The 17,045-nt window shown below is 72.1% G+C and carries 16 protein-coding genes; 3 read left to right on the top strand and 13 right to left on the bottom strand.

Features of this window, described 5'->3' with window-relative positions:
• Nucleotides 1-26: 26 nt before the first annotated feature.
• The 5 genes from O7601_RS13670 to O7601_RS13650 all read right to left on the bottom strand — a co-directional run bounded on the left by O7601_RS13670 (nt 27) and on the right by O7601_RS13650 (nt 5,414).
• Entirely contained in the window at nt 27-1,718 is a 1,692-nt protein-coding gene (locus O7601_RS13670; RefSeq protein ID WP_281566515.1) for a ribonuclease J, read from the bottom strand.
• Between the two features lie 52 nt (nt 1,719-1,770).
• Complete coding sequence (gene dapA / locus O7601_RS13665; protein ID WP_281566514.1) at nt 1,771-2,697, bottom strand: 4-hydroxy-tetrahydrodipicolinate synthase; 927 nt, start codon at nt 2,695-2,697, stop codon at nt 1,771-1,773.
• Nucleotides 2,698-2,778: 81 nt separating this feature from the next.
• On the bottom strand, nt 2,779-3,522 hold the full coding sequence (gene thyX / locus O7601_RS13660; RefSeq protein WP_281566913.1) for an FAD-dependent thymidylate synthase: 744 nt from the start codon (nt 3,520-3,522) through the stop codon (nt 2,779-2,781).
• Nucleotides 3,523-3,585: 63 nt separating this feature from the next.
• Nucleotides 3,586-4,137, bottom strand: a complete 552-nt coding sequence (locus tag O7601_RS13655; protein ID WP_281566912.1) for a DUF2752 domain-containing protein — start codon at nt 4,135-4,137, stop codon at nt 3,586-3,588.
• Between the two features lie 47 nt (nt 4,138-4,184).
• The gene (locus O7601_RS13650) at nt 4,185-5,414 is read right to left on the bottom strand and encodes a crosslink repair DNA glycosylase YcaQ family protein (RefSeq protein WP_281566513.1); all 1,230 of its coding nucleotides are present in this window, start codon (nt 5,412-5,414) and stop codon (nt 4,185-4,187) included.
• A 78-nt stretch (nt 5,415-5,492) separates the two neighbouring features.
• Here O7601_RS13650 and O7601_RS13645 point away from each other — a divergent pair, with 78 nt between their 5' ends.
• Nucleotides 5,493-6,047 carry a GNAT family N-acetyltransferase gene (locus O7601_RS13645; RefSeq protein ID WP_281566512.1) on the top strand — a complete coding sequence of 185 codons (555 nt, stop codon included), beginning with the start codon at nt 5,493-5,495 and terminating at the stop codon, nt 6,045-6,047.
• On the opposite strand, the gene O7601_RS13640 is transcribed toward O7601_RS13645, so the two are convergent.
• Nucleotides 5,943-7,247, bottom strand: coding sequence for a glycosyltransferase family 87 protein (locus O7601_RS13640; RefSeq protein WP_281566511.1), 1,305 nt, complete (start codon nt 7,245-7,247; stop codon nt 5,943-5,945). The two genes, O7601_RS13645 and O7601_RS13640, sit on opposite strands and share 105 nt — an antisense overlap.
• Nucleotides 7,248-7,282: 35 nt before the next feature.
• Here O7601_RS13640 and O7601_RS13635 point away from each other — a divergent pair, with 35 nt between their 5' ends.
• Nucleotides 7,283-7,864, top strand: a complete 582-nt coding sequence (locus tag O7601_RS13635) for a GNAT family N-acetyltransferase (protein WP_281566510.1) — start codon at nt 7,283-7,285, stop codon at nt 7,862-7,864.
• A gap of 30 nt (nt 7,865-7,894) precedes the next feature.
• On the opposite strand, the gene dapB is transcribed toward O7601_RS13635, so the two are convergent.
• The 6 genes from dapB to truB form a co-directional block, all read right to left on the bottom strand.
• The gene (gene dapB, locus O7601_RS13630; protein WP_281566509.1) at nt 7,895-8,668 is read right to left on the bottom strand and encodes a 4-hydroxy-tetrahydrodipicolinate reductase; all 774 of its coding nucleotides are present in this window, start codon (nt 8,666-8,668) and stop codon (nt 7,895-7,897) included.
• Between the two features lie 69 nt (nt 8,669-8,737).
• Entirely contained in the window at nt 8,738-10,036 is a 1,299-nt protein-coding gene (locus O7601_RS13625; RefSeq protein ID WP_281566911.1) for a pitrilysin family protein, read from the bottom strand.
• A 203-nt stretch (nt 10,037-10,239) separates the two neighbouring features.
• The gene (locus O7601_RS13620; RefSeq protein WP_281566508.1) at nt 10,240-12,594 is read right to left on the bottom strand and encodes a polyribonucleotide nucleotidyltransferase; all 2,355 of its coding nucleotides are present in this window, start codon (nt 12,592-12,594) and stop codon (nt 10,240-10,242) included.
• A gap of 221 nt (nt 12,595-12,815) precedes the next feature.
• Nucleotides 12,816-13,085 carry a 30S ribosomal protein S15 gene (gene rpsO / locus O7601_RS13615; RefSeq protein WP_013732184.1) on the bottom strand — a complete coding sequence of 90 codons (270 nt, stop codon included), beginning with the start codon at nt 13,083-13,085 and terminating at the stop codon, nt 12,816-12,818.
• A 193-nt stretch (nt 13,086-13,278) separates the two neighbouring features.
• Entirely contained in the window at nt 13,279-14,208 is a 930-nt protein-coding gene (locus O7601_RS13610) for a bifunctional riboflavin kinase/FAD synthetase (protein WP_281566507.1), read from the bottom strand.
• 59 nt (nt 14,209-14,267) lie between these two features.
• Entirely contained in the window at nt 14,268-15,152 is an 885-nt protein-coding gene (truB, locus tag O7601_RS13605) for a tRNA pseudouridine(55) synthase TruB (protein WP_281566506.1), read from the bottom strand.
• Nucleotides 15,153-15,296: 144 nt separating this feature from the next.
• Here truB and O7601_RS13600 point away from each other — a divergent pair, with 144 nt between their 5' ends.
• A complete protein-coding gene (locus O7601_RS13600) occupies nt 15,297-15,629 on the top strand; it encodes a hypothetical protein (protein ID WP_281566505.1) in 333 nt (110 codons plus the stop codon).
• Here O7601_RS13600 and O7601_RS13595 read toward each other — a convergent pair.
• Nucleotides 15,618-16,949, bottom strand: coding sequence for an MATE family efflux transporter (locus tag O7601_RS13595; RefSeq protein WP_281566504.1), 1,332 nt, complete (start codon nt 16,947-16,949; stop codon nt 15,618-15,620). The genes O7601_RS13600 and O7601_RS13595 overlap by 12 nt on opposite strands.
• Nucleotides 16,950-17,045: the final 96 nt, after the last annotated feature.

The raw sequence follows: 17,045 nt of genomic DNA, 5'->3' as shown, positions 1-17,045 counted from the left end.
CGAAATCGGTCCGGTACGCCCGGTGTTCAGACCTCGACGACGGTCGGCACGATCATCGGGCGACGACGGTAGGCGTCATTGACCCAGCGGCCCACGGTGCGCCGGACGATCTGCTGAAGCTGGTGCGGGTCGGTGATCCCGTCCGCGGCGGCCCGGTTGAGCGCCTCGGTCACCAGCGGGATCACCGCGTTGAACGCCCCAGGGTCCTCGGAGAAGCCCTTGGCCGAGACGGTCGGGCCGGCGACCACCTTGCCGGTGACCGAATCCACCACGACGGTCGCGGCGATGAAGCCACCGTCGCCGAGGATGCGCCGCTCGGTGAGCAGTGACTCGCTGACGTCGCCGACGGCCAGGCCGTCGACGTAGACGTAGCGGCTCTTCACGTGCCCGACCAGGCTGGCCCGCCCCTCCACCAGGTCGACCACGTCGCCGTCCTCGCAGAGCACCACCCGGTCCGCCGCCACGCCGGACTCGATGCCCAACCGGGCGTGCGCGCGCAGGTGCCGCCATTCTCCGTGCACCGGCATCAGATTGCTGGGCCGGACCACGTTGAGCAGGTAGAGCAGTTCCCCGGCCGGGGCGTGCCCGGAGACGTGCACCTTCGCCACGTCCTTGTGCACGACCACCGCACCGGCCCGAGCCAGCCGGTTGATCACCCGGTAGACGGAGGTCTCGTTGCCCGGCACCAGCGACGAGGCGAGCACCACCGTGTCACCGGGTGCGATGGTGATGTGCCGGTGATCACCGCTGGCCATCCGGCCCAGGGCACTCATCGGCTCGCCCTGCGAACCGGTGGACATCAGCACGATCTGCTCGGGTGGCATCGAGGTCGCCTCGTCGAGACCGACGACCAGACCGGGTGGGATGTTCAACAGGCCCAGATCCCGTGCGATGCCCATGTTGCGGACCATCGACCGGCCGATAAGGGCGACCTTGCGGCCGTGCTCGACGGCCGAGTCGAAGACCTGCTGCACCCGGTGCACGTGCGAGGCGAACGAGGCGACGATGATCCGGCCCCGGGCCTTGGCGAAGATCGCGTCGAGGACCGGACCGATCTCCCGTTCGGGCGTGACGAAGCCCGGGATCTCCGCGTTCGTGGAGTCGGACAGCAGCAGGTCCACGCCCTCGGCACCGAGCCGGGCGAAGCCGGCCAGGTCGGTGATCCGGCCGTCCAGCGGCAACTGGTCCATCTTGAAGTCGCCGGTGTGCAGCACCAGCCCGGCCGGGGTCCGGATGGCCACCGCGAGCGCGTCGGGAATCGAGTGGTTCACGGCGAAGAACTCGCACTCGAACGGGCCGAGCCGCTCCCGGCCCCCCTCCCGCACGGTCAGCGTGTACGGCTGGATGCGCCGCTCGGCCAGCTTCGCCTCCACCAGCGCGAGGGTGAACTGTGAGCCGACCAGCGGGATGTCGGGCTTGTGCGCGAGCAGGTAGGGCACCGCGCCGATGTGGTCCTCGTGGCCATGCGTCAGCACGATCGCCTGGATGTCGTCGAGCCGGTCGAGGATCGGACCGAAGTCCGGCAGGATCAGGTCGACACCGGGCTGTTCCACGTCCGGGAAGAGCACGCCGCAGTCGACGACCAGCAGCTTGCCGTCGTACTCGAAGACGGTCATGTTCCGGCCGATGGCGCCGAGCCCGCCGAGCGGTATGATCCGCAGTCCGCCCTCCGGCAGCGGCGGTGGAAGTTGGGCCTCCTCGTTGTGCGCCTCGGTCACGCGTTCACCTCATTCTGTGACGCCGTCACCCGGCGTCCGTCGTGTCGTTTGATCATTCAGGGAGCGGTAGGCCCGCCGCCGCGCAGTCGGCTCGTAGCTGGGCGATCTCGCCAGCGGTGGCGTCCACCAGCGGTGGACGTACCGGACCGGCCGGCAGGCCCTGCGCTGCCAGGCCAGCCTTGACCAGGATCACACCCTGAGTACGGAAGATCCCCGTGTACAGCGGTAGCAACCGGCGATGCAGCGCCAGTGCGGTGGCCGTGTCCCCCGTGTCGTACGCCTCGATCATCAGCTTGGTCTCGGCGCCGGTGAAGTGCGTGGAGGTGCCCACCACGCCGACGCAGCCGACCGCCAGGGCGGGCAGGGTGAGCGCGTCCTCACCGCTGTAGTACGCCAGCTCGGCCCGGCTGGTCACCCAACTCGTCGCCGTCAGGTCACCCTTGGCGTCCTTGACCGCGACGATGCGGCCGTGCTCGGCGAGCTGGACCAGGGTCTCGGTCTCGATCGCCACACCGGAGCGGTGCGGGATGTCGTAGAGCATCACCGGCAGCCCGGTGGCGTCGGCCACCGCGGTGAAGTGGCGTAGCAGACCGGCCTGCGGCGGCTTGTTGTAGTACGGAGTGACCACCAGCAGCCCGTGCGCACCGGCCTTCTCCGCCGAGGTCGCCAGCTCGATGGTGTGTCGGGTGTCGTTGGTGCCGACCCCCGCCACCACCCGGGCCCGGTCGCCGACCGCCTCCACCACTACCCGGATCAGGCGTTCCTTCTCGGCGTCGGTGGTGGTCGGTGATTCGCCGGTGGTGCCGTTGACCACCAACGCGTCGTTGCCCTGCTCCGCGACCAGATGATCCGCCAGCCGTGCCGCGCCGTCGAGGTCGAGCGCCCCGTCGGCGGTGAACGGGGTCACCATGGCCGTGAGCACCCGGCCGAACGGGCGCGAGGCCGTTCGAACCGGAGCGTCGAGGTGGTCGTGCGTCATGGTGACAACCTATCGGACGGCCGAGGGCCGGCCACCGGGGAAGGGGCTCACCACCCCCGGGCGGGCGGCCTCACGACCCGTTCAGGACACCTGGGCGTACGGGCTCCGCGCCACCTCCGTGCCGTCGGGCAGCGTCGAGATGGTGAAGTCGGCGAAGACGTTCGGCGCCACCCGCTGCAACTGTCGGAGGCATTCCACCGCCAGCTCACGGATCTCCACGTCGGCGTGCTCGGTGGCGCGCATACCGACGAAGTGCCGCCAGGCCCGGTAGTTGCCGGTCACCACGATGCGGGTCTCGGTGGCGTTCGGCAGCACCGCGCGGGCCGCCTGGCGGGCCTGCTTGCGCCGCAGGGTCGGGTTCGTCACGTCGGCGAAGCGCCGCTCCAGCCCCTCCAGCAGGTCATTGTAGGCCCGCACGCTCGCCTCGGCGGCCTCGACGAACCGCTTGTGCAGCTCCGGGTCCTCGGCGATGACGGTCGGCTCCACCATCGCGGCGTCCCGCTCCGGCACGTACCGCTGCGACAGCTGGGAGTACGAGAGGTGCCGGTGCCGGATCAGCTCATGGGTGAACGAGCGGGACACGCCGGTGAAGTAGAAGCTCACCGAGCCGTGCTCCAGCACCGAGAGGTGACCGACCTCCAGGATGTGCGCCAGGTAGCCGGCGTTCGTGGCCGTCGCCGGGTTCGGCTTCTTCCAGCTCTGGTAGCAGGCCCGTCCGGCGAACTCCGCCAGCGCCTGCCCCCCGTCGGCATCGGTCGACCACGGCACGTCCTCCGGCGGGTCGAACTGGGTCCACGCGATCAACCTGACCTGGGGCTGCACCATCTCCGGCATTCCTGGGACTGTAGCCGAGACCGACCGACGACCAGAAAACGCCGGCCCGGGCCGCTACACGTAGAGGGCGGTGAAGGGGACCCAGGGCAGGTTGCGGACCACCGAGAAGGCCAGCCAGGCGGCGAGGAAGCCGCCGATCAGCTTCGGGCCGATGCGTAGCTCGGGCAGCCGCCAACCGAACGCCTGCCGACCGGCCCAGGCGACGAAGAGGTACGCCAGGAAGGGCAGCGCGAAGACGAAGAGGAAATGGTGGCGGGCGGCGGCCGGCAGATCGGCGTGCAGCACGTACCAGAGGGCGCGGGTGCCGCCGCACCCCGGGCAGTCCAGCCCGGTGAGGAACTTCAGGAAACAGGTCGGCAGGGCGTCGGGCGCGGACCGGGTGGGCTCGCTGAGCAGCGTGTACCCGATGCCGGCGGCGACACAGCCGACCGCGGCCAACGGCGCCACCCAGCGTGGCGTGCGAGCGTGCATCCGGGTCACGAACCGGGTGAGCCGGTCGGACTCGACCACCGGATAGCCGGCCGGATATCCCGCCGGCCAGTCACCTTGCTGCGCCGGACCCGCCGGCCCACCGGACGGGTGACCATGTGGCTGATCGCCGTGCAGGTCGGGCTGCGGCTGGGCGCCCGGTCGGTCAACGCTCGTCACGAGCCTCACCGTACACCGGCCACGCCCACCAGCGCGGCGGCCAGCGGCGCCGCGAGGTCACCGGCGACCGGCGACGCGACCGTGTCCAGTCCGAGCCAGCCGGCCAGCCGGTACAGCTCGGCCGCCAGGGCGATCGCCGTCTCCCCCGGGTCGACGCCCGGCTCCACCCAGGCGGCCGGCACCAGCAGCACCCCGGACTTGCGGTCCGCCTTCAGGTCGACCCGGGCGGTGAAGCGCTCGCCCTGGCGGAACGGCAGCACGTAGTAGCCGTACACGCGTTGTGGTGCGGGCACGTAGATCTCGATGCGGTAGCTGAAGCCGAACAGCCGCTCGGTGCGGGCGCGTTCCCAGACGAGCGGGTCGAAGGGGCTCACCAGGCCGTTGCCGCGTACCCAGCGGGGCAGCCGGGCCCCGGCGTGCAACCACGCGGGCTGCCGCCACCCCTGCACCGTGACCGGCCGCAGCTCGCCCGCCTCGACCAACTCGGCGATGGCCTGCCGCGCACCGGCCACCGGCAGCCGGAAGTAGTCGCGCAGCTCCGGCTCCGCGGCCACCCCGAGTGACCGGGCCGCGACGCCCACCAGGGTGCGGTACGCCTGTGCGTCGGTCGGCGTCGGGGCGGCCAGGACCTCCGCCGGCAGCACCCGTTCCGGCAGGTCGTAGCGGCGGGCGAAGGAGCCGGTGCGCTGCGCTGCGCACACCTCGCCGGCCCAGAAGAGATATTCCAGGGCCTGTTTCACCGCCGACCAGTTCCACCCCCAGTTGCCGGTCTGGCGGGGTGCGTCGTGCTCGATCTCGGCGACGGTCAGCGGGCCCCGGGCCGCCACCTCGTCGCGTACCCAGGCGACCAGGGCGGGCTGCTCGGCGGCGATACGGCGCATTCCGCCCCAGGCGTCGGTGTGCGCCCGCGCCATCCGCCAGCGCAGCGCGGGATGCAGGGCAACCGGCACCAACGACGCCTCGTGGCCCCAGTACTCGAACAACTCGCGGGGGCGGCGGTAGGCGGCGGAGTCGAGCAGGTCGGTGGGGTAGCGCCCGAGCCGGCTGTAGAGCGGCAGGTAGTGCGCCCGTTGCAGCACGTTCACCGAATCCATCTGGATCAACCCGACCCGGTCGAGCACCCGACGCAGGTGCCGGCGGGTGGGCGCCCCGGTGGGCGCCGGATCAGCGAAGCCCTGTGCGGCCAACGCGACGCGGCGGGCCTGGGCGAGCGAGAGCGATTCCGGTGCGACCATCGCAGGCAGGCTACGACAGGCGTACGACATCGGTGCGGACACTGGACCTGCCCGCCCCGGCAGCCTAGAACTGGTTGCATGCCCAGCATCCGCCGTGAGCAGCCCGACGACGCCGAGGCGGTGGCCCGGGTGCACGTGCGCGGCTGGCAGGCCGGCTACGCCGGGATCATGCCGGACGAGGTGCTGAACCGGCTCAACCCGGCCGCCTGGGCGCAGCGCCGCCGGGCCCTCGGCACCGCCGACCCGGATCACCCCTTCACCACCCTGCTCGCCGAGGAGCACGGCACGCTCGTCGGGTTCGCCACCTTCGGGCCGTACCGCAACAACCAGGATCGCGGCGACCTCGACCCGGCCTACGGCGAGGTGGTGAGCCTGTACGTCACGCCCGAGAACTGGGGTGACGGCACCGCTCGCGCCCTGCTCGCGGCGGCGCGGGCGGGCCTGCGCGAGTCCGGCTGGACGGAGTACCGGCTCTGGGTGCTGGCGGACAACGACCGGGCCCGTCGGTTCTACGAGCGGGCCGGGTTGTCACCGGACGGTGAGCGGTCGACCTACCCGGTGCCGCTGTCCGGCGGCCGACCGGCGATCGGACTGGTCGAGTTGCGGTACACCGGCCGACTCGACGGCGGCTGAATCCGACGTCGACGCTGAATCCGACGGCGAGCGCGGTGCGACCGCACGCACCGGCAGGAAGGCCAGCAACGCCAGGCTGATCCAGACGTAGGTGTTGCCGAACAGGAAACCGTCGAGCCCGGTGAAGTCCTTCTCCCACGCCCAGACGATCCGGCTGATCAGGAACGCGTACCCGATGGTCGCGCAGGCCAGCAGCACCCGGCGGCGACGACCGCCCGGTGGCGCGGCCATGCCCCGGTCCACCAGCAGCAGCAGGCCCGGCAGCAGCCAGACCAGGTGATGCACCCAGGTGACCGGGCTGACCAGGCACATCACCGTGCCGGTCAGGGCCAGCCCGGTGGCCTCGTCGCCCACGGACGCCGCGACCCGGGACCGCCAGGCCCAGAGCACCAGCGTCGCGGCGACCAGCAGCAGCCAGGCCAGCGTGCTCGGGCTCTGCGGGTCGAGCCGGGCCACCACGCCCCGCAGCGACTGGTTGGAGACGAAGGCCAGCTCACCGACGCGCCCGGTGTTCCACAGCGCGCTGGTCCAGAACTCCCGGGAGGCGTCCGGGAACAGCGCGGCGGCCAGCAGGGTCGCGGCGGTCGCGGCGCCAGAGGCGGTCACCGCCGCGCGCCAGCGCCCGGTCACCAGCAGGTAGACGATGAAGATGCCCGGCGTGAGCTTGATCGCGGTGGCCAGGCCGATGCCGATCCCGGCCCAGCTGCTGCCGCGCGGCAGCAGCCGGAGCAGATCCACCGCCACCAGGAAGAGCAGCAGCGTGTTGACCTGACCGAAGTTGATCGTCTCGCGCATCGGTTCGAAGGCCGCGACCAGGCAGAGCACCACCGCGAAGGCGAACCAGCGGGTCCAGCCGGCCCGCCGGGACACCGGATCCAGCAGCCACCAGATCAGCACCGCGCTGGTCACCACGCCGGCCGCCACGCTCACCACGATCGCCGAATGCCAGGACAGGTACGCCATCGGCAACATCACCAGGGCGGCGAACGGTGGGTACGTGAAGCCGTACTGGGTGCCGGGCTTGAGGTAGTCGTAAATTTCGCCGCCGTCGTGCACCCACCAGACCAGGGCGCCCCGGTAGACCTGAAGGTCGAAGAAGCCGTGCCGGACGGCCGCCACGGACAGGAACCCGGCCACCACGACGGCGAGCACGATCACCGCGGCGACCTGTCCGACCGTCCGCCTGGCACCCTGCGCCACCGTCGCCTCCCTCGCCCTGCGTAGGCTGTCGTGCCATGAGTCTCGGGTACGTCCGCCCGGCGCGTCCGGAGGACGCCGCCGAGATCGCCCGCATCCAGCTCGCCACCTGGCGGGTCGCCTACCGGCGACTGCTGCCCCGGGAGGTGCTGGACGGCCTCGACGAGGCGTCGCTGGCCGAGCGCTGGGATGCCTCGGTGCGCCAGCCGCCCAGCGACACCCACCGGGTGCTGGTCGCCGTCGAACAGGCCGAGCAATCGTATCTGGTGGGCTTCGCCGCCTCCGGCCCGGCCGACGCCGAGGCGCTGGCCCCGAACGAACCGGCCGACGCGCTCGGCGCCGACGTGGTGGCCGTGACCGACCTGCTGGTCGAGCCCCGCTGGGGCCGGCGCGGGCACGGCTCCCGGCTGCTCGCCGCCAGTGTCGACCTGTGGCGGGAGTCCGGCTTCGACCGGGCCGTGGCGTGGGTGTTCGAGGGCGACCAGGCCGCCCGGAAGTTCCTCACCACCGCCGGCTGGGAGCCCGACGGCGCGGGACGCGCGCTGGACGTCGACGACATGCTGGTCCCCCAGCTGCGCCTGCACGTCGCCGTGCCCACCGAACCGCCCCAGGCGGGTTGAGCGCGGGCGGGCGGCCCACCCCGGCCGCGCTCAGTCGAGCAGGGCGTCCAGGCCGAGGGTCAGGCCCGGCCGGTATCGCACCGCGCGTACCGCGAGCAGCACGCCGGGCATGAACGAGACCCGGTCGTACGAGTCGTGCCGGATGGTGAGGGTCTCGCCGGTGGTGCCGAAGAGCACCTCCTGGTGGGCGACAAGTCCGGTGGCGCGTACGGCGTGCACCCGCACCCCGTCGACGTCGGCACCCCGGGCACCGGCGATCTCGTCCTTGGTGGCGTCCGGCACCGGGCCGAGGCCGGACTCGGCCCGGGCCGCCGCGACCAGGCGCGCGGTGTGCATGGCGGTGCCGCTGGGCGCGTCGAGCTTGCGCGGATGGTGCTGCTCGACGATCTCGACCGACTCGAAGTAGCGGGCGGCCCGCGCGGCGAACTGCATCATCAGCACCGCGCCGAGACCGAAGTTGGGGGCGATCACCACACCCACGTCGGGCCGGCCGGCCAGCCAGCCGCGTACCTTCTCGATCCGCTGCTCGGTGAAGCCGCTGGTGCCGACCACCGCGTGGATGCCCTGGTCGATACACCAGTGCAGGTTGTCCATCACGACGTCGGGAGTGGTGAAGTCGACGAGCACCTGCGCCCCCGCCTCGGCGGCGTCCACCAGCCAGTCGTCCTCGTCGACGGTCGCCACCAGTTTCATGTCGCCGGCCGCCTCGACGGCCCGGCACACCTCGGCACCCATCCGGCCACCGGCACCCAGCACGCCAACCTTGATCGACTCGGGGGCGGCCTTCTCCTGCTCGTCAGTCACGCGGCACAACCTATCCCAATCGGGACGCGGACACCCCGAGGGTGGTGCGCAGCCGCTCGGCCGGACGGATCAGGCGCTGAAGTCCCGGCCGGCGAACGGGCCGACGACGGCGAGGGACATCGGCCGGCCCAGCAACTCGGCCGCGAGGGCGTTGACGTCGTCGAGGGTGACCGCGTCGACCCGGTCGAGCAGCTCGTTGACCGGGACCAGGTCCCCGTAGAGCAGTTCGCCCTTGGCCAGCCGGCTCATCCGGGAGCCGGTGTCCTCCAGGCCGAGCACGAACGAGCCCTTGCTCATCCCCTTGCCCCGGGCCAGCTCCGCCTCGGTGATGCCGTGCGCGGCGGTACGCGCCAACTCGGCGCGGGTCAGCTTCAGCACCTCGTCGACCCGGCCCGGGGCGCAGCCGGCGTAGACGCCGAACAGGCCGCTGTCGGCGTACTGGCTGGCATAGGAGTAGACGGAGTAGGCGAGGCCACGGCGCTCCCGGATCTCCTGGAAGAGCCGGCTGGACATGCCACCGCCGAGCACGTTGTTCAGCACGCCGAGGGCGAAGCGCCGCTCGTCGAGCCGGTCGATGCCCGCGCAGCCCAGCATGATGTGCGCCTGCTCGGTCTCCTTCTCCTCCACCACAGTGGCGGCGGTCCGGGTGCGTACGCCCGGAGTGGCCGGCCGCTGCGGCGCGGGCGCCGCCGGATCGGTGTCCAGCGGAGTGCCCCGCAGCGCCTGGCGGACCAGCCGCACCACGGCGGTGTGGTCCAGGTTGCCGGCGGCGGCGATGACGATCTGGGGCGCGACGTAGCGTCGCCGGTAGAAGCTCTGGATCTGCCGGCGGGACATCGGGGTGACCGTCTCCGCGGTGCCGGAGATCAGCCGGCCCAGCGGGTGGTCGCCGTAGACGACCTGGGCGAACAGATCGTGCACCTCGTCGCCGGGTTCGTCGTCGTGCATGGCGATCTCTTCGAGGATCACGCCGCGCTCGGTCTCCACGTCGGCCGGCTCCAGCACCGAGTCGGCGACCAGGTCGCACATGACGTCGATGGCCAGGGGCAGGTCCTCGTCCAGCACCCGGGCGTAGTAGCAGGTGTACTCCTTCGTGGTGAAGGCGTTGGTCTCGCCGCCCACGGCCTCGATCGCCGAGGAGATCTCCATCGCGTTGCGCTTGTGGGTGCCCTTGAACAGCAGGTGTTCGAGGAAGTGGGCGGCACCCGCCTGGGTGCCGGTCTCGTCCCGCGAGCCCACCGCCACCCAGATGCCGAACGAGACGCTGCGCATGGCCGGGATCGCCTCGGTCAGCACGCGCAGCCCGTTCGGCAGCACCGTGCGGCGCACCGTGCCGCCCAGCGGATCGTCGCTCAGGGTCCGGGTCACCGCCCGGGTCGACCCACCGGCGGCCCGCGCGGTCGTGGTGGCCGAACGGCCGGCGCGCGGCGTCGGCCCCGGTCGGGCCCCGAGGAAAGACGAATGCCGGGTCCGGGTCACGGCCACCTGCTTCCAGTACGACGAGGGGTGGATGAGTTGACGAACGAACCGGCCGGGCGACGGTGTCGCCCGGCCGGTCAGCGGTTCACTTGTCAGCTGTGCCGGGTACGGCGTCGGGGACGGTCGCCGCCCTCGCCGCCCTCGCCACGCTCGGGGCCACGACCGCCCCGGTCGCCACCGCGCTCGCGGTCGCCCCGGTCACGCGGACCCCGGTCGCCACCCCGGCCGGCGGGGCGCTCCTCGCCGGCTGCGGCGGCCGGCGCCTCGGCGCCCTCCGGGCGGACCTTGTCCAGGTAGATCTTGCCGCGCTGGTCGATGTCGGCGATCTCGACCTCGACCCGGTCACCGACGTTGAGGAAGTCCTCGACCTTCTCGACCCGCTTGCCGTCGCCCACCTTGGAGATGTGCAGCAGGCCGTCGCGGCCCGGCAGCAGCGAGACGAACGCGCCGAACGGAGCCGTCTTCACCACCGTGCCGAGGAAGCGGTCGCCGACCTTGGGCAGGGTCGGGTTGGCGATCGCGTTGATCCGCTCGACCGCGGCCTGCGCCGACGGACCGTTTGTCGCGCCGACGTAGATGGTGCCGTCGTCCTCGATGGAGATCTCGGCGCCGGTCTCGTCCTGAATGGCGTTGATGGTCTGACCCTTCGGGCCGATCACCATGCCGATCTTGTCGACCGGGATCTTGACCGTGGTCACCCGCGGCGCGTAGTCGGACATCTCGGCCGGTGCCTCGATCGCCCGCTGCATCACGTCGAGGATGGTCTGCCGCGCCTCGTGGGCCTGCTGGAGCGCGGCGGCCAGCACGTCGGACGGGATGCCGTCGAGCTTGGTGTCGAGCTGCAACGCGGTGACGAAGTCCCGGGTGCCGGCGACCTTGAAGTCCATGTCGCCGAAGGCGTCCTCGGCACCGAGGATGTCGGTGAGCGTGACGTACTGGGTCTTGCCGTCGACCTCGTCGGAGATGAGGCCCATCGCGATGCCGGCGACCGGCGCCTTCAGCGGCACACCGGCGCTGAGCAGGCCCAGCGTCGAGGCGCAGACCGAGCCCATCGAGGTGGAGCCGTTGGAGCCGAGCGCCTCGGAGACCTGCCGGATGGCGTACGGGAACTCCTCCCGCGAGGGCAGCACCGGGATCAGCGCCCGCTCCGCGAGGGCACCGTGCCCGATCTCGCGACGCTTCGGCGAGCCGACCCGGCCGGTCTCACCGGTGGAGTACGGCGGGAAGTTGTAGTTGTGCATGTAGCGCTTGGACTTCTCCGGGGAGAGGGTGTCCAGCGCCTGCTCCATGCGCAGCATGTTGAGCGTGGTGACGCCGAGGATCTGGGTCTCGCCGCGCTCGAACAGCGCCGAGCCGTGCACCCGGGGCAGCACGCCCACCTCGGCGCTCAGCGGGCGGATGTCACGCGGACCCCGGCCGTCGATGCGGACCTGCTCGCGCAGTACCCGGCTACGCACCTCGGACTTGGTCAGCGACCGGAACGCGGCGGAGAGTTCCTTCTCCCGGCCCTCGAAACGGGAGCCGAGCTCCTCGTGGACCCGCAGCTTGATCGCGTCCAGGGCCTCCTCGCGGTCCGCCTTGCCGGCGATCTGCAGGGCCTCGGCGACGTCGGCGCGGGTCAGTTCGGCGACCGCGTCGTACGCGTCGTCCTGGTAATCCAGGAAGACCGGGAACTCGGCGACCGGCTTGGCGGCGACCTCGGCCAGCTCGCTCTGCGCCCGGCACAGCTCGCGGATGGCGGGCTTGGCGGCCTCCAGGCCGCTCGCCACGACCTCCTCGGTCGGTGCGGGCGCCCCGCCGGCGACCAGCTTCACGGTGTGCTCGGTGGCCTCCGCCTCGACCATCATGATCGCGACGTCGCCGTCGGGCAGGGACCGGCCGGCCACCACCATGTCGAAGGTGGCCCGGGCCAGCTCCTCGTGGGTCGGGAAGGCGACCCACTGGCCGTCCACGTGGGCCATCCGGGTGGCCCCGATCGGGCCGGAGAACGGCAGGCCGGAGAGCTTGGTCGACATCGACGCGGCGTTGATCGCGACCACGTCGTACGGGTGCTGCGGGTCGAGCGCGAGGATGGTCTCGACGACCTGGACCTCGTTGCGCAGGCCCTTGACGAACGACGGGCGCAGCGGCCGGTCGATCAGGCGGCAGGTGAGGATGGCGTCCTCGCTGGGCCGGCCCTCGCGGCGGAAGAACGAGCCGGGGATCCGGCCCGCGGCGTACATCCGCTCCTCGACGTCGACGGTCAGCGGGAAGAAGTCGAACTGCTCCTTCGGCTGCTTGCCGGCGGTGGTGGCGGAGAGGACGACCGTCTCGCCGAGCTGCGCCGTGACGGACCCGGCGGCCTGTCGGGCCAGCCGGCCGGTGGAGAAGGTGATCTCACGGGTGCCGAACGACCCGTTGTCGATCACGGCGGTGCGGGTTTCGGTGCCGAGTTTGGTCTCGGTCATGCTGTTTCAATGCTCCTTCGCATCGGGGGCCACGACGCGGGAGCTGTACGGACGGCCGGTCTTCGATCGAAGCGCCCGGGACCACCGGCAGGATGCCGGGGCGCCCGGAGGCCACTACCGGAGACCGGTACGCCGACGCTCCCTTGTCTGGGTGGTCGTGGCCCGTTTCTCGGTTGGGACGCCGACGGGGGAGTGACCTGGTGGGCCACTCCCCCGTCACGTCACCGGCGCAGGCCGAGCCGCTCGATGAGCGACCGGTAGCGGTTGATGTCCTTCTTCTGGACGTAGTTGAGCAACCGGCGGCGACGGCCGACCAGTAGCAGCAGCCCACGGCGGCTGTGGTGGTCGTGCTTGTGCACCTTCAGGTGCTCGGTGAGATCGGCGATCCGCTTGGTGAGGACCGCGACCTGCACCTCGGGCGACCCGGTGTCGCCCTCGGCGGTCGCGTACTCCTCGCGGATCTTGGCCTTGGCCTGCTGGTCGAGCGCCATGTTCTCCCTGTTCTGATGGGTTGTCTCGATGCGGTCCGTCGGGCCGGGCTACGGCACCGGTGACGGACGGTCCTCGCACCCGCGGCGTCGAGCAGGCAGGCGAGGCCCCACGTCGGTCAGCCGACGTCTCAGCCAGCCTACCAGCACCCAACCGACCCGGCCGGTCAAGGGCCACGGGCGGGTCGGTGACCGGTCAGCCCAGCACCCGGCGGGTCCGCTCGACGTCCTCGGCGATCTGGGCGATCAGCGGCTCGATCGAATCGAAGCGGGTCTGCCCGCGCAGATGCGCCACGAAGTCCAGCGCCAGCCGCTCGCCGTAGAGGTCGCCGTCGAAATCCAGCGCGTACGCCTCGACCCGGCGCTCCCGGCCGGAGAAGGTCGGGTTCGTGCCGATCGACACGGCGGCGGCCAGCGGCTGCCGCCGCCCCCGACGGATCATCCGGGCGGCGTAGACGCCGTCGGCCGGTACCGCCGCGTACCGGTGACAGAGCAGGTTCGCGGTCGGATAGCCGAGTTCCCGCCCACGCTGGTCACCGCGGACCACCACACCCTCCAACCGGTGCGGGCGGCCCAGCGCGTCGGCGGCGGCGGTCACGTCACCCGCGTCGACGCAGGATCTGATGTACGTCGAGGAGTAGACCGTGCCCGCCGCGGCGACCAGCGGAGCCCCCTCGACGGCGAACCCGAACGTGCGACCGAGCCGCTCCAGCAGCGCCACGTCACCGGCGGCCCGGTGGCCGAACCGGAAGTTCTCCCCCACCACCACGAGCGCGGCGTGCAGGTGCTCGACCAGCACGTCGTGCACGAACGCCTCGGCCGACAACCGGGAAACCTCGGGCGTGAACGGGATCACACAGAGCACGTCCGCGCCGAGGGCCTCGATCAGCTCAGCCTTGCGGGACGGCTCGGTCAGCACCGCCGGATGGGAACCCGGCCGCACGACCTCGGCCGGGTGCGGGTCGAAGGTCACCACCACCGACTGCACGCCGAGTTCCCGGGCACGGGCCACGGCATGGCCGATCGTCGCCTGATGACCCTTGTGCACACCGTCGAAGACGCCGATGGTGACGACCGACCGTCCCCAGCCACCGGGCACCGCGTCGTACCCCCGCCACCGTTGCATGCTGCTCCTCCGCTGTCGTTGGCCCCGACCGTCGGCGGTCGGCTGTCGGGCACCCGGCATCAGGCCGGGGCGAGCACGATCTCCGCGCGGGCCCGGCCGGCCCGCTCGCTGACGATAGCGATCAGCCCGCCGGTCGGATCGAAGACCGCGTACGGCCCGGTGTGGCCGACCGGATCGAGCGGACCGCCGTGGGAAAGCACCTTCGCCTCCTCGGCGGTGGCGTCCCGGCGGGGGAAGAACCGTTCGGCGGCGGTGGCGAGCGGCAGCCCCACCACATCCGGCGCGCGGCTCTCCAGCTCGTCGAGGGTGGCGGCCTCCGCCAGGGTGAACCCACCCACGGCGGTACGCCGCAGCGCGGTCAGGTGGCCACCGACCCCGAGGGCCAGGCCCGCGTCGCGGGCTATCGCCCGGATGTACGTCCCGGTCGAGCAGGCCACCTCCACGTCGACGTCGACCACGTCCGGCCGATCACGTCGGATCGCCAGCACGTCGAGCCGGGAGACGGTGACCCGCCGGGCCGGCAGGTCGACGCTCTCCCCCGCACGGACCCGCTTGTACGCCCGCTGTCCGTTGATTTTGATGGCGCTCACCGCGCTCGGCACCTGGTCGATCTCCCCGGTCATCCCGGCCAGCACGTCCCGGACGGCCTCGTCGGTGACCATCCCGGCGGGCGTGGTGGCGATCACGTCGCCCTCCGCGTCGTCGGTGACGGTGGTCTGGCCCAGCCGGACGGTCGCCGCGTAGCTCTTGTCCGCACCGATCACGTACGTCAGCAGCCGGGTTGCCCGGCCCACCCCGATCACCAGGACCCCGGTTGCCATCGGGTCGAGCGTGCCGCCGTGGCCGACCCGCCGGGTCCGGGCCAGCCGGCGGACCCGGGCGACCACATCGTGCGAGGTCATACCGCCGGACTTGTCCACCACGATCAGGCCGTCTGTGCTCACGGCGTGCAAGCCTGCCAGACCGGCCCGCTGGCCCGAGCACCGGACAGGCCCCCGGAAATCGGATGTTCGGGCTGGGACCCCCCTGACACGATGGACACATCGGCGACGGCGAGTGCCGTGCCGGCAGGCCACGGGGAGAACGACATGAGCACGGACCGCAGTCCCGATCGAACGCGCCGGCCCGACGATGAGGTCCGCCTGCGTACGCCCGAGCAGCCCAGCGCGCTGCCGGACTGGATGCTGAATCCGCCACCGGCGAGGCGCACGTTGGGTGTCCGGCTGGCCGAGGGGCTGGCCGCCCTGCCCGGGGCCGGGGCGGTCCGGCGCCGCTGGTGGGCCTGGCAGCGACGGCAGCCCCTGCGTCAGCGCTACCCCAACACCATGAAGATCATCGCGTTGCTCGTCTCCTTCGTGGCGAGCCTGGCTCTGGTGCTCTTCATCTACGCGCTCTACGGCCAGGTCTTGTCAGGCGGGTAGACGCTCCTCACCGATGACCGCCCAGGCACCGCTACGAAGCCGCAGCAACAGCCCGATCAGGCGGATCACGGTGAACAGCATCAGCCCGGCCCAGATGCCACCGAGACCCAGATCGAGGGCGTACGCCAGCCAGATCGCCGGCAGAAAGCCGCCGAGCGCACCGGCCACGGTGAGGTTGCGCAGATAGCGGATGTCACCCGCGCCGATCAGCACCCCGTCGAGGGCGAACACCACTCCGGCCAGCGGCAGCATCGCGGCGAACCAGGGCCAGGCCACCAGCGCCTGCTCGTGTACCGCCCGATCCGAGCTGAACCAGGCGGGCACCACGCCGGCGCCGGCCGCCGCGAGCACCGCGAACGCCGTACCGCAGATCGCGCCCAGCCGGCCGATCCGGCGGGCCAGCGCCCGGGCCGTCGCGTCGTCACCACCGCCGAGCGCCGCCCCGACCAGCGCCTGCGCGGCGATGGCCAGCGCGTCGAGGACCAGCGCCGCGAAGAACCAGAGTTGTACGGCGATCTGGTGGGCGCCGACCGTCGCGGCACCGAACCGGGCGGCCACGGCCGTGGCGGACAGGAAGCTGGCCTGGAAGGCCACCCCGCGGATCAGCAGGTCCCGGCTGAGCACCAGTTGCTGGCCGATGATCCGGGGACGCGGGCGCAGCGCCACCCGCTCGGCCACCAGGGCGGCGGCGAAGAGCGCGCCGGAGAGGGTCTGCGCGATCACGTTCGCCACCGCTGAGCCGACCAACCCCAGGCCGACCGGGTAGACCAGCACCGGACACAGCACCGCGGAGAGCACATTGGGGCCGACCACGAAGAGCAGCGGGCGGCGAGTGTCCTGCACGCCGCGCAGCCAGCCGTTACCGGCGGCGGCGAGCAGCAGCCCGGGGGCACCGAACGCGGCGACACGCAGCCACTCGGCGGCGGCGACGGCCACCTCACCACCGCCGGCCAGGGCACCCGCCAGGGCACCACCGCCGAACTGCATGCCGACGAGGACCGCCAGCCCCACGCCAAGGGCCGACCAGGAAGCCTGGACCCCCTCGGCCACCGCGGCGGCGCGGTCCCCGGCACCGAACCGGCGGGCCGCGCGACCCGTCGTGCCGTACGCGACAACGGTCCCCAACCAAGCGGTGAGGGTCATCACGGTGCCGCCCACGGCCACCGCCGCCAGCGGCACCCGGCCCAGGTGGCCGACGACCGCGGTGTCGACGAGCACGTAGAGCGGTTCGGCGGCGAGCACCACGAGGGCGGGCAGGGCGAGCGCGGCGATCCGGCGCGGCGACGCGACCCGATCGGTGACAGTGGTCGGCTGGCTCATCGCCGCCGATGGTGACACGCGAGGCGTAAGGGGAGCAATACGGCCCACCACTTACCCCCGGCGATCGTCAAGCGGGGACGGTGCCGGTCCGGCCCA

The sequence above is a fragment of the Verrucosispora sp. WMMD573 genome, from assembly GCF_027497175.1.
In the GTDB taxonomy this organism is placed as follows: Bacteria; Actinomycetota; Actinomycetes; order Mycobacteriales; family Micromonosporaceae; genus Micromonospora.
The sequence above is the reverse complement of the archived record's forward strand: the minus strand, read 5'-3'. Positions and strand labels throughout refer to the sequence as shown.